Raw genomic sequence first — 12,059 nt, 5'->3', positions numbered from 1 at the left:
GTTGGTTAGCTTTTACTATTAAATGGAGTTTTGATGGGTTCCGTTCGGCTTATTTCGAACTGGCCTTGAGCCCCTGTAATTTCTGACAGTAGACAACTGACTCAATCGTCCGAAGATTGCAGTTCAATCTCGAACGCCAGAGAGGTGTTCGAGAATTTACCAACGTCAAGGAATCGAACCATGAGTCATACCGATACGAAATACAGGGATTTCATCATTCGCGAATATTCTTCCGACACGCCGGGTTTGCGTTTCCAGGTGATCTACAGCGAAACGGATAAGAGTTTGTTGCTGGAAACCCGCAAGCATGCCGAGCAACTGATCATCGATCGATTGCAACGGATGGCAAATGGAGGAAAAGCCTTTTGATTCTGTCGGGTCACGCTGACGACAAGCGTTCGAAGGTTGCGATCTTTTGATTTTTTCTTGAAAGCACCGAATTGCCCAAGGCGAAGTGGACGGACTTCATTGATGCCATACACCTTGGTGCGAATGGAGCATGTTGGGCACGCCTCCATGCAAAAAGGCGCCACCCCTCACAGGGTGGCGCCTTCTTTTTTACCGCCGCTACCGCTTATTCCGGCAGTTTGTACGCAATGATGTAGTCACCCATCTTGGTGCCCAGCGAGCCGTGACCGCCAACAACGAGCAGCACGTATTGCTTGCCGTCCTTGCCGGTGTAGGTCATCGGAGTCGCTTGGCCGCCTGCTGGCAGGCGCGATTTCCACAGTTCTTTACCGGTATTCACGTCATAGGCGCGCAGGTACTGGTCGAGGGTGCCGCTGAGGAAGCCGACGCCGCCGGCAGTGACCATCGAACCGCCCATGCTCGGTACGCCGAGGGTGAAGCCGATCGGGATTGGCGAGCTGTCGCGGCTGGTGCCGTTCTTGCGTTTCCACACGACTTTGCCGGTGGTCAGGTCGATACCGGCGACGTAGCCCCAGGCCGGGGCCTGGCACGGTACGCCGAGTGGCGACATGAACGGGTGCATGATCACCGCGTATGGCGCGCCAGTGTTTGGCTGCACGCCCGAGGTTTCGCTCTCGCGCTTGCTGCCGGCTTCGACTTGCTCGCGTGGCACCATTTTCGAGACGAAGGCCATGTAGTTCGGGCTGGTGAACAGCAGTTGGCGAACCGGGTCGACCGAGACGCCGCCCCAGTTGAACACGCCGACGTTACCCGGATAGATCAGGCTGCCCTGTTCCGATGGCGGGGTGTACTGACCTTCGTAACGCAGTTCCTTGAACTGGATGCGGCACAGCATCTGGTCGAACGGGCTCGCGCCCCACATGGCTTTTTCGGTCAGTTCCGGGGCCAGCAGGTTGAGGTCCGAACGGGCCTGGGTCGGTGCGGTGTGGTCGCCTTTCACGGCGCCCTGCGGTACCGGGATTTCCTTGATCGGAATGATAGGCGTGCCGTCACGACGGTCGAGGACGTACAGGCTGCCCTGTTTGGTCGGAGCGATCAGCGCAGGTTTCACGCCGTCGGCGGTTTTCATGTCGAGCAGGGTTGGCTGGCTGCCCACGTCCATGTCCCACAGGTCGTGGTGGGTGAACTGGTAGTTCCAGCGCACTTTACCGGTAGCCAGGTCCAACGCGACGAGGCCGGCGCTGAATTTCTCGGCGCCCGGGGTGCGGTTGCCGCCCCATTGGTCAGGGGTCTGGTTGCCCAGTGGCAGGTAGACCATGCCGAGTTTTTCATCGACGCTGGCCAGCGACCACATGTTCGCCGAGTTGCGGCTGTAGGTTTCGCCCGGAGCCAATGGCTCGGTGGCGTCCGGCTTGTCGCTGTCCCAGTTCCACACCAGGTGACCGTCGCGCACGTCGAAGGCGCGGATCACGCCCGATGGCTCGTTGGTCGATTCGTTGTCGGTAACGTGACCGCCCATGATCACCAGATCACGGGTAATCGCTGCTGGCGAGGTGGAGTAGTAGCCGCCAGCGGTGAACGGGCCGATGCCTTGGGTCAGGTCGACCACGCCGTTGGTGCCGAAGCCTTCGCAGATCTTGCCGGTGTCGGCGTTCAGTGCGATCAGGCGGGCATCAGCAGTTGGCAGGTACAGGCGACGCGGGCAGGCCTGAGCAACGGCCTGGCCGGCTTCAGAGATGACGGCCGAGCCAGCGTTTTCAGACTTGGCATAGGCGGCTTCGTCGTAGTACGACACGCCACGGCAGGTCATGTGGGCGAAGCCCTTGAAGCCGACCGGGCTCTTGATCTGTGGATCGAAGCGCCAGATTTCCTTGCCGGTGTCCGGGTCCAGTGCCAGCACTTTGCTGTGCGCGGTGCAGGCGTAGACCATGCCGTTGGCTTTGAGCGGGGTGTTTTCGTTGGTCAGCTCGACCGGGTCATCCGCAGTTGGCAGGTCGCCGGTCTGGATGCGCCAGGCTTCTTGCAGCTTGCCGACATTTTCCGGGGTGATCTGCTTGAGCGGCGAGTAGCGGTCACCGAACTCGGTGCGACCGTAGGCTTGCCAGTCGCCATCCGGCATGGCCGGTGCGGTGCTGGTCATGTCGGCGGTGTCGCGGCCCAGTTCGCCGAAGGTTTCGCCCGGGTGGGTGAAGAGGCTGGCCAGAGCGGTAACGCCGGCCAGGATCACAGCGACGGTCAGGCCGCCAGTGCCGATTTTCGCCGGGCCGTTGAGCAGCAGCGGACGACGGAACCACGGCAGCAGCATCACGAAACCGAGGACAAACCACAGCGCCAGACGCGGCACCAGTTGCCACCAGTCCAGACCGACTTCCCACAATGCCCAGACAGTGCTGGCAAACAGCACGATGGCGTACAGGCCCAGTGCCGCGCGGCGGCGCATCAGCAGCAGAATGCCGCTCAGCGCGATGCCGATACCGGCCAGCAGATAGTAAAGCGAGCCGCCGAGCATGCTCAGCTTGACTCCCCCGGCCAGCATGGCCAGGCCCATCAGTAGAAGCAGGATGCCGAGCAGGCCCGGTAGCAGACGGCCCCGACTCGAAGCACTTTCGGTGCTCATAGTGTGATTCTCCGTGACGTTTATGTAGTCCCGCGCTGTAGTCACTTTAGATGACGATCTGGCGCAGGCATGGTTCAGATAAAAACTTGTTCGGCTAACGAAATGCATTCCTGTGGGAGCGAGCCTGCTCGCGAAAGCGGTGTATCAGGCAACACTGCAGCGACTGACAGGCCGCATTCGCGAGCAGGCTCGCTCCCACAGGGGCTAACTGTGATCTTTAGAACGACGACTGGATCTTGATCCCGCCGATCAGGGCGTCGTCGACGTCGTTCACGCCACCGGGATGGCGGATGTATTGCAGGTTCGGGCGCACGGTCAGCCAGTTGGTCACGTGCACGCCGTAATACAGCTCGGCGCTGTATTCGGTGTCCTGCGGTGGCAGGAACGCCGGATTGTCGTAGTCGTAGACGGCGTTGGCGCGGTTGCTCGCCTCGGCGTTCTTGCGATAGGCCGGGTTGACGTGCACACGAGCGAGGGCGAAACCGATGTCATCTTTGGCGCGGGCGTCGAACGGGCCTTTGTAGGTCAGGCCGGCCTGCACGTAGTTGTCGATGGCGTTGGTTTTCTTGTCATGCATCGTCGCGTTGGCGAACAGGCTCAAACCACGGGAGTGGTCACTGGCGATGCTGGTGACCTGCTGCTGAATGCCCAGCCATACGCCGTGCTTGCTCGAGGCACTGCGATAGGCTTCGCCGCTCAGCGCTGCCGGTTGGTCATTGCGGTCTTTATAGACGTCAGAGGCCTTGGCATTGCTGTAGTAATAACCGGCGCGGTATTCGCCCGGCAGGCCGTTGAGCTTCGGCGTCCACACCAGTTCGACCGGCAGGATCGCGCCCTGGGTGCCGCTGCCGCTGAGTTTGAAACCGTTGCCGCGATCGAGGTTCGACGGGTTCTGCTCGTAGGCGCCGACCTGCGCATACAGCTCGGGCGTCAGGTGATATTTGACCCGCAGCGCCCATTGGCTGACCGGCCAGTTGTACCAGATGCCGCCGACCCAGTTACCGACCTGCGAGCCGCAGAAGGCCAGGTTCTGGAAGTCGCAAGGGAAGCTGTTGAAGTCTTCGCCTTCGCCGAAGCGGCCGACCTTGATATCGAGCTTCTGATCGAAGAATTTCTGCTGATACCACATCTGCGTCAGGCGAGTGGTCTGGCCACGACCCCAGACTTCCTGGGCGGAAGTGAATCCGCCAACGCGCGGGTCGTTGATGCGGTCGTTGCTGATGTTGTTGCCACTGCGCTTGGTGATGGTCAGCTGAAATTCAGCGTCGTTCCAACCGAGGATCTTTTGCAGATCCAGATGGGTACCGAGGCCGAACTGGTCGCTGTAGCGGGCAGTGCGGTCGTGGTCATAGCCGCCGTGCAGATTGCTGCCCATTTCGCCGGTGTAATCGAGTTTGAAGTCGTAGCCTTTTTCCGCAAGTTCCGTGCGCGTGCCGTTCCAGTCACCAAGCATGTACGGTGATTCACTGTCGAAGGCCGGCGCCGCGTGGGCGCAAGTGGCAAGGCCGAGGGCGGTGCAGCCGCCAAGGGTGCGCAGGGCAGAGATAGCGCTGTCTCGGGAGAAGGAAAAGTCAGGCATGAAGAAGTCTTTTTTTGATGTTTTCAGGTGCAGGCCGAGCGCTTCAGATTGTCGCAGGCAGTGAAGCGTTTCAGCGGAAGGGCGGCAGGATAATGATCTGTAACAAATTGAGAAAGCGCTTTTGCAGACATGCAGCGTTTCGGATTCGGTAACAGTGCGGCAAACGGGCGCATTGTGAGTCGGGCCACAGCCTGCGATCTTCCCGGGTTGGCCTACATTTGCAGGAAGGCCTTCCACCTGCTCTGCCCCTCGGCTAAGGTGCGCGGCTTCTGCATATCACTTCGCCCAAAGGCCCGGCATGAACGAACAATCCCCCGATCCGCTGCACGGCGTGACCCTTGAACAGATCCTCAATGCACTGGTGACTCACTACGAGTGGTCGGGGCTGGCCGAGCGTATCGACATCCGTTGCTTCAAGAGCGATCCGAGCATCAAGTCGAGCCTGACCTTCCTGCGTAAAACCCCGTGGGCGCGGGAGAAGGTCGAACGCCTGTACGTGAAGCTGATGCGCACCAAGCGACCGCTCTGAGATGGACAGCGCGAGGCGCCGACGCCTGATCACCGGCCTGGCCGTGTTGGGCTGGGCCGGATTGACGATTCAGCTGTACCTGATCTTCTTCGCACGATTGAGCATCGGCGCCAGCCTGCTAGGCGGGCTGGTGAGTTTCTTCAGCTACTTCACCATATTGACCAACACCTTGGTGGCGACGGTGTTGACCTGCGCGGTCACCGAGCGCGAATCCGCCGCACGGCGCTGGTTTCTGCAACCGTGGGTCAGCAGTGGAATCGCGGTGAGTATCGCCGTCGTCGGTCTGGCCTACAGCATTCTGTTACGGCATTTGTGGCACCCCGAAGGCTGGCAGTTTGTTGCCGATGAGTTGCTCCACGACGTCATGCCATTGCTGTTTCTCGGCTATTGGTGGCGCTGCGTCCCCAAAGGCACGTTGCGCCTGTGGCATCTGCCGCTGTGGCTGATCTATCCGCTGGTGTACTTCATCTATGCCTTGCTGCGCGGGCATCTGCTCGGCGCTTATGCGTACCCGTTCATTGATGTGGCGGTGTTGGGTTATCCACAGGTGCTGGCGAATGCCGGGGGGATATTGGTGGGGTTTGTGTTGGTGGGGGTGCTGATTATCGGCCTCGACCGCAAATTGTCCGCACGAAGTTGAGATCCAGTGTGGGAGCGAGCCTGCTCGCGAATGCGGTGCGTCAGCCAGCAAATCTTTCGACTGTGCCGATGCCTTCGCGAGCAGGCTCGCTCCCACAAGGGTGATATGGGTCAGGAAGAGATCACTCTTCCTCAGAGCCCTCGGCGCGCCAGTAGCCGACCGCCTTGATGAACTGTTCATCGAGCCCATGCTCATCGATCAGGACCCGGCGGATCTGCCGTGAGACCTTGGTTTCGGTCGCCACCCACGCGTACAGATTGCCCTTGGGCACCTGCAATTGCTTGACGGTAGCCAGCAGGTTGTCCTTGCCGCCTTCGCGCAGCACCCAGATCACATTGAACGGCGCTGCGCTTTCCAGCACTTGCTGCTCAGCACCGTTTTCCACTTCGATCACCACCAGCGCCTTGCGATTCGCCGCGAGGTGTTCGAGGCGGCGGGCGATGGCGGGGAGGGCGGTTTCGTCGCCGATCAGCAGATAGCTGTCAAAGATGTCCGGCACGATCATCGACCCGCGTGGCCCGCCGATGTGCAGGAACTGCCCCGGTTGTGCCTGCTCGGCCCAGGTCGAGGCAGGGCCGTCGCCGTGCAGGACGAAATCGATGTCCAGCTCCATTTTTTCCAGGTCGTAACGACGCGGCGTGTAGTCGCGCATCTCGGGCATCGGCCCGTTGTCCTTGCCGGCGCCCAGTTGCATCGTCTCCAGCGCCGCCGCTTGTTCGGCGTTCTGCGGGAACAGCAGTTTGACGTGATCGTCCGTGCCCAGGCTGATGAACCCGGCCAGTTCCGGCCCGCCGAGGGTGATGCGGCGCATGCGTGGGGTCAGGTCGGTGACGCGCAGCACTTCAAGCTTGCGCCGTTTGATTTCGTGCATCACGCGGTGAATGGTTTGAGTATCGACTGCAGTCATTCGGCTTTCTCCGGGGCAGGTTGAACGGCAGGGCCGTCGACGATGGCTTTGGCGGTGTCGTTGAGCAGGTCGCGCACGCGCAGGATTTCCTCGGCGCTCCAGCGCCCGTGGTGCAGCTGCAAGGCATGGCGCAGGTTGTGCACCGCTTCGTGGATTTCCGGCGGACGATCATGGCCGCGCAGCGAGCGCTTGCTGACGTCAATGCGCATGCGTACGCCGTCGAGCGCCACCGCTTGTTCACTTAAAGACAAACGACCGGCGTCGGTGACGCTGTAACGCTTTTTGCCGGCCTCGGCATCACCGGCAATCAAATCGCTCTCTTCCAGAAAAGTCAGGGTCGGGTAGATCACCCCGGGGCTCGGGCTGTAAGCGCCATCGAACATGCCTTCGATCTGGCGGATCAGGTCGTAGCCGTGGCAGGGCTGCTCGGCGATCAGCGCCAGCAACAGCAATTTCAAGTCGCCGGGGGCAAAAACTCGCGGGCCGCGACCGCCGCGTTCGCGACCGGGGCGTTTCTCGAAGCCGTCGCGGCCATCGCCGTGCTCGCGATGGGGGGAATGATGGTCTCTCATTTCGCTTCTCTCTCGTCGTATTTAGATACAACTTAAGATATATCTTAAGGATTGCGCAAGACGTTTTTGGCCTTGTCCTGAGCTTGACGGACGAGCGGTCAAAGTGAAAAAGAGCCGGAAAAAGTTTTTTGATCAATAAATCAAAGCGGTGACCGTAAAGTTAAAGTTATCGCTCTAGTTGTACTTGAGTATATGTTCTAATTCCTCGCAAGTTGCCGCGTTAAAGCGGCTAAGTTGCTGTATGGTTTTTTGCCTGTAACTGTGTGTAGGGCGCAACTTACAGCGAATGTTGCAAGTATCTGTTTTTTGTTCTTTTTTCTGGCGGGGTGTGAGGTTGTTTAACTACGAGTTTGTCGGAAGTTGCCTGCTTACATTCCAGAGGCAACAGCCGATGATGCCCGCCATTGAAAGTTCAAGTTGCTCTGGCGGTCGATGAGCAAATGGTTTGTGAACTTTCAATGACACCCCCTATATAAAGCAAACAGGTACTGAACGATGTTCAAGAAAATCGCAATCGCTGCTCCACTGGCTCTTCTGGCAATGTCCTCCACTGCCTTCGCTGCGGGCGAAGCGTCGCACTCCATCAGCCTGATCGCTCATGTGCCAACCAACGGTTTCTATGTGGTGCCGACTGATCCGGATCTGGTCAACAAAGACCAGGACATGAGCTATCAGCCGACCACCGGCAAGATGGCCGACGTCAACGGTTTCTTCGACGTGCGCAATAACAACGGTTCGGTTCACGCCAGCCTGGAAAGCCTGCCGAAACTGGTTGCCGGCAATACCTCGATCGACCTGCAGGTCATGCTCAACAACAAGGAACTGACCCTGACCCCGCAAATGGTCGTCGGTGAATCCGAATCGGATGTGAACTACCGCGCCCCGCTGAAAATCTCCGCCAAAGGCAGCAACTTTCAGCCGGGTGACTACACCGGTTCCGTGGCGATGATCTTCGACGCCGTGCCACCGGTTGGCGGCAACTGATCGACTGATCAGGTCCAAAACGCTCGCTTTTCAGCAGTGGCGTCAACCGACGGGGCAGGCAGTGATGTTTGCCCCGACGGACTTTCATTGTCAGTCAATCAGAGTACGAGTTCATGTTCCCGATGACACCCATCGCGGCTGCGCTTGCGCTGTTGTTTTGTGCCAGCGCAGCCGTCGCATCCAACACCGCCGGTACGACGCCACGCAGTTTGCTGGCGCAGGCCAAAGGCTTGCCAGCGGATTTCGAGGAGCATTTCTTTGATGTGCCTCTGGCGGTGCGGGTCGAAGTCGACCAACAGCCGTTGGGTGAGGCCATGGTGGTGTTGTCCCGCGATGATCGCATCACCCTTCTCGAATTCACCGACACCAGCGAAAACCGCTTCGGCCCCGCTGAACGGGAAAAATGGGCAAGCTACCTCAAACCCGGCGTGCCATTAGGTGCGTGCAGCGGTTCCTGCCCCGACCAGTTTCTGGCGGTGCACTACAACCTGGAAAGTTCGCTGGTATCGATCGTCACCGAAAACGCCGAACGCGACCTTCAAGCCAAGCGTTATTACGAGCAACCGAGCGGCGGTAGCAGCGGCCTGATGGTGCGCAACCAGCTCAACCTGAACGGTGGCCAGGATCAGGACCTCGGCGGACGCTTCGGCCTGGAAGCCAGTTCAAGCCTGGGCAACTGGAGCCAGACGCTGAATCTGCAATTGGCCCGGCTCGGCGGCCCCGACGACAAGCTCTACCACGCCGTGCACGAGCTGCACACCCAGCGCGAACTGCAAGGCAGCTTCTTGCGCCTGGGCTATTTCACCCCCAATTCCGAAGGACTCACGCGCCAGCCGCGCACGTTTGGCACCAGCCCCGATACGGCGGTCGGCCTCATGTACGGCAGCTCCGACAGCCTCGCGATCAACAGCCCGATGCCCAGCGTTTACCCGATCTACGTGACAGCCAACCGGCAGGGTTCGGTGGAGATCTGGCGCGACGGTCTGTTGATCAATACCCAATCGGTGCCGGCCGGTTTGCAGACCCTCGACACCCGGCCGCTGCCCGGCGGTATTTATGAAGTGGAAGTGCGCCTGATCGAAGACGGCCAGATCACCTCCACCACCCAGGAGTTGGTGTACAAGCCCAGCAACTGGCGCAACCTTGACGAACGCTGGCGCTACAACGTGTTTGCCGGTGAAGAAAGCAAACTGCTGAGCAACTGGGACACGCAATCGAGCGGCAGTCCCACCGCCGGTGCGGCGGTCAATTACCTGCTGCACCCGCGGGTGATTGTCGGCGCGTCGGCGCGGCAGATCCGCGAAAAACTGCAATACGGTACTTCCATCGACTGGACCCTGGCCAACCACGTCAGCCTGTATGCCAATGTCTACAAGACCGAGGATTACGGCACCGGTCTGGACCTGCAAAGCCTCTACAACTATGGCGCGGGCAGTCTGGTGATCAGCCACAACCGCAGCTGGCTCGACACCACCAACACCTACGACACGCTGCCGGACGGCACGCGCGTTCGTCCACGTAACGTGTTTGTCGGCCAGACCAGCAATTCGTCGCTGGCGCTCAACCATCGGCTGAGCAGCAAGAGTTCGGTCAATGCCCGGGTCTCGCATAGCGAAGGCAATGTCGAAGGCGTGGGCGTGGATCTGGGCTGGACCCAGCGCGCCGTATTGCTGGGCAGTGATGCCAGTTGGCGCCTGTCGGTCTTTGATCGGCCGGGCAGTTTCAGCAGTGGCGATGCGCGCAATCGCGGCGTCGATCTGAGCATCAACCTGGCGTTGGGCGCTCCCGGTCAGCAGCTCACCGGCAGCATCGGTTCACGCACGGCCCGCGACGGCAAACGCGACAACAATGCTTCGCTCGGCTGGCGCAAGGATTTCAAGGATCACGTGCTGCAAAGCGTCTCGGTGACGGCGCTTACCGACACTTACGGCCTGGGCATGTCGAGCCTGACCAATTTCCGCACCGACGCGGTAAACGGCGACGCCTTCGTCCAGCGCTCTTCCTACAACGGCAACTTCACTGGCGGGCTCAACCTCGACAGCACACTGGTGGTCGGCGGCGAAAAGATGCTCCTGACCAGCCAGAGCGACGTGCGCGGTGCGGGAATGATCGTCGACGTCGAGTCGGATATCGACGACATCGTCCTGCGGGCTGACGACTACAGCGGCGGCGGTGCCGCGCTGAAGCCGGGGCGCAATTTCATTCCGATCACCGCTTATCAGAACAGCTCGGTGAGCTTCGACTTCGAAGGCAACACCGTACCGGCCGCCACCATCGAACCGGCGCGAACCCGCTATCACCTGAACAAGGGCGGCATCGAGTATCGCAAGGTTCGCGTGATGAAAACCCTCACCGTGCTCGGTCGCCTGGTCGATGCAAGCGGGCGGCCGCTCAAGGGCCACCACGTGATCAACCACGCCAGCCGTGGCGTGACCGAAGTCGACGGTTTCTTCTCGATGGAAATGAACGCCGGTTCACCCACCCTGGAAGTGCGCCAGGGCAACCAGTTGCTGTGTCAGTTCCGCTTGAACGAGGCCGACCACCGCAGCGAAAACGACGTGTTGATGATCGGCGATCTGCGTTGCACCCCAGACACTCTCGCCGACGTCACTACCACCGAAATGAAGGCAGGCTGAGCATATGAAAATCTTCCAGGCAGGCTGCGCGCTGACGCTGGCGTTGGCCATGTCCACCGCCCATGGGTTCAATCAGGAAATCCGTGCGACGTTTCAGCCTGACCCGACGCAGCCAGGCAAGAATCTGTTCGTGAACAAAACCCCCAACACCGGCTACTGCGCAAGCTACCCGGCGCAATGCGCCGACCACAACATTTTCAGCATCGAGATGCCTGTACGGTTCGACTCCACACGCTTCATCTCACGCGGTGAACCGATGCTGGTGAAAGCCCCGGCCGACTGGCGACAATTGACAGTTACCAATATGCAAACGCAGGAAACCGAAACCGTCGAAGTGCGCATCATCGGTATCGGCTCCACGTACATTCTGGGCGATACCGCGACCAACATCACCGGCGTGTCAGACGACGCTCAAGCGCATGACAAATTATGGGACTCCAGCGGTTGGGTGTATGTGCCGGAACCCTGCCGTTACAGCGGTGTGGCGTCCTATGGTCCTGACAGTTATCGCTTCTTCTGGAAGACCCCGGTACAAGCTGGCTGCTCCAAAAACGCCGCTTACCGTCTCCCGTCAATAGCTTTCGACAAGATGGATTTTGCTTATGAATTAAGGACTCCCAATCCGTTGGGCATGTCTACCGGGCAATATACCGGCTCGGTTACTTACACCTTGGGAGGCGGCCGCGATTTTGTTCTGGGCGGCCTCTTGCTGCAGCCCGACGACCCCACGCTGACCCTGGATTTCGTCCTCGACGTGCAACACACCCTCAAGGTCGACCTGCCCCCCGGCGGCACTCGGGTCACGCTCGAGCCCGTGGGTGGCTGGGAGCCATGGATCAACAGTGGACGCAAACCCACGCGGATATTTGCCGACCAGGTCTTCTACATTTCGGCCTCATCGCGTTTCAAGGTCATGATGTTGTGCAATTCCTACGGCGGAAACGTCTGCAACCTGGGTAGCCCGAAGGGCGATACGGCCCCGGTTCAGGTCTCGATGAGTTTGCCGTCGGGCATCAGCGGCCCCGGCGGCGGTCCGGTTAACCGGATTTCCCTGAATTTCAATCGCTGGTCAGCGCCGTTTCAGCCTGGAGTGTATGTCGAGCGCAAGCCTGGCTATCTGCATTTTGATATGGCATCGAAAGACATCGACTTCCTGCTCAGGCCGGGCAAGAACGACCGTTTGCGCGGCAACGTCACCATTATCTGGGATTCGGAAGTATGAGCGT

The 12,059-nt window shown here is 59.8% G+C and carries 10 protein-coding genes; 6 read left to right on the top strand and 4 right to left on the bottom strand.

Annotated features, from left to right (window positions below):
* Nucleotides 1-180: 180 nt before the first annotated feature.
* On the top strand, nt 181-369 hold the full coding sequence (locus tag AB4N85_RS16235) for a hypothetical protein (protein WP_041479908.1): 189 nt from the start codon (nt 181-183) through the stop codon (nt 367-369).
* A 205-nt stretch (nt 370-574) separates the two neighbouring features.
* Here AB4N85_RS16235 and AB4N85_RS16230 read toward each other — a convergent pair whose 3' ends face one another.
* Complete coding sequence (locus tag AB4N85_RS16230) at nt 575-2,986, bottom strand: glucose/quinate/shikimate family membrane-bound PQQ-dependent dehydrogenase (protein ID WP_095181723.1); 2,412 nt, start codon at nt 2,984-2,986, stop codon at nt 575-577.
* A gap of 217 nt (nt 2,987-3,203) precedes the next feature.
* On the bottom strand, nt 3,204-4,565 hold the full coding sequence (locus AB4N85_RS16225; protein ID WP_056790107.1) for a carbohydrate porin: 1,362 nt from the start codon (nt 4,563-4,565) through the stop codon (nt 3,204-3,206).
* A 298-nt stretch (nt 4,566-4,863) separates the two neighbouring features.
* Here AB4N85_RS16225 and AB4N85_RS16220 point away from each other — a divergent pair, with 298 nt between their 5' ends.
* Together AB4N85_RS16220 and AB4N85_RS16215 are read left to right on the top strand one after the other, a co-directional pair.
* Nucleotides 4,864-5,094: a VF530 family protein gene (locus AB4N85_RS16220; RefSeq protein ID WP_016773359.1), complete on the top strand. Its 231-nt coding sequence runs from the start codon at nt 4,864-4,866 to the stop codon at nt 5,092-5,094.
* A gap of 1 nt (nt 5,095) precedes the next feature.
* Nucleotides 5,096-5,734, top strand: coding sequence for a Pr6Pr family membrane protein (locus AB4N85_RS16215; protein ID WP_095181724.1), 639 nt, complete (start codon nt 5,096-5,098; stop codon nt 5,732-5,734).
* A gap of 121 nt (nt 5,735-5,855) precedes the next feature.
* Here the strand turns inward: AB4N85_RS16215 and AB4N85_RS16210 are convergent, their stop codons facing one another.
* Together AB4N85_RS16210 and AB4N85_RS16205 are read right to left on the bottom strand one after the other, a co-directional pair.
* Complete coding sequence (locus AB4N85_RS16210) at nt 5,856-6,641, bottom strand: siderophore-interacting protein (protein WP_056790103.1); 786 nt, start codon at nt 6,639-6,641, stop codon at nt 5,856-5,858.
* Nucleotides 6,638-7,213 (bottom strand): PadR family transcriptional regulator, encoded by a 576-nt coding sequence (locus tag AB4N85_RS16205; RefSeq protein ID WP_252878837.1) that lies wholly within the window; start codon nt 7,211-7,213, stop codon nt 6,638-6,640. The genes AB4N85_RS16210 and AB4N85_RS16205 overlap by 4 nt, the downstream gene beginning before the upstream one ends.
* A gap of 495 nt (nt 7,214-7,708) precedes the next feature.
* Between AB4N85_RS16205 and AB4N85_RS16200 the strand changes: the two genes are divergently transcribed.
* From AB4N85_RS16200 to AB4N85_RS16190, 3 genes are all read left to right on the top strand, one after another.
* A complete protein-coding gene (locus tag AB4N85_RS16200) occupies nt 7,709-8,197 on the top strand; it encodes a CS1 type fimbrial major subunit (RefSeq protein WP_041479903.1) in 489 nt (162 codons plus the stop codon).
* A gap of 113 nt (nt 8,198-8,310) precedes the next feature.
* The gene (locus AB4N85_RS16195) at nt 8,311-10,833 is read left to right on the top strand and encodes a TcfC E-set like domain-containing protein (RefSeq protein ID WP_056790099.1); all 2,523 of its coding nucleotides are present in this window, start codon (nt 8,311-8,313) and stop codon (nt 10,831-10,833) included.
* Nucleotides 10,834-10,837: 4 nt separating this feature from the next.
* Nucleotides 10,838-12,055: a hypothetical protein gene (locus AB4N85_RS16190; RefSeq protein WP_305381476.1), complete on the top strand. Its 1,218-nt coding sequence runs from the start codon at nt 10,838-10,840 to the stop codon at nt 12,053-12,055.
* Nucleotides 12,056-12,059 lie beyond the last annotated feature (4 nt).

Source organism: Pseudomonas sp. H1_G08 (genome assembly GCF_054681355.1).
Note: the sequence above shows the minus strand (reverse complement) of the source record. Positions and strands in the feature narration are given on the sequence as shown.